Source organism: Streptomyces beijiangensis (assembly GCF_017315755.1).
Lineage (GTDB): Bacteria > Actinomycetota > Actinomycetes > Streptomycetales > Streptomycetaceae > Streptomyces > Streptomyces beijiangensis.
This window is the reverse complement of record NZ_JAFLRJ010001681.1, coordinates 1-280: the sequence shown is the minus strand read 5'-3', so window position 1 is coordinate 280 and position 280 is coordinate 1. Positions and strand designations below refer to the sequence as shown.

The 280-nt window shown below is 55.7% G+C and carries 1 protein-coding gene; it reads right to left on the bottom strand.

Annotated features, from left to right (window positions below; translation table 11 throughout):
• Positions 1-280: AMP-binding protein (locus J0695_RS46650; RefSeq protein WP_206970256.1), on the bottom strand; the 280-nt coding region annotated here is incomplete at both ends.

Genomic DNA, 280 nt, shown 5'->3' with positions numbered 1-280 from the left:
GCCGAGATGCGTCACCCGGTGTCTGCTGACAAGCTCCCACAGCCGATCCGGGGCCGGGTAGTCCGGTGCTCCGTCAAACAGCAAAACAGCCGCTCCGTTTATGAGGCCCCCGAATATTAAAAACGGCCCCATCATCCAGCCCATGTCTGTAAACCAGAAAAATGTGTCCCCTTGTTTGACATCCATCCCGAATCCCGCATCAAATGCAGCTTTCAGCGGAAAACCGGCATGGGTATGAACCGCTCCCTTCGACTGTCCTGTCGTCCCTGATGTGTATAGC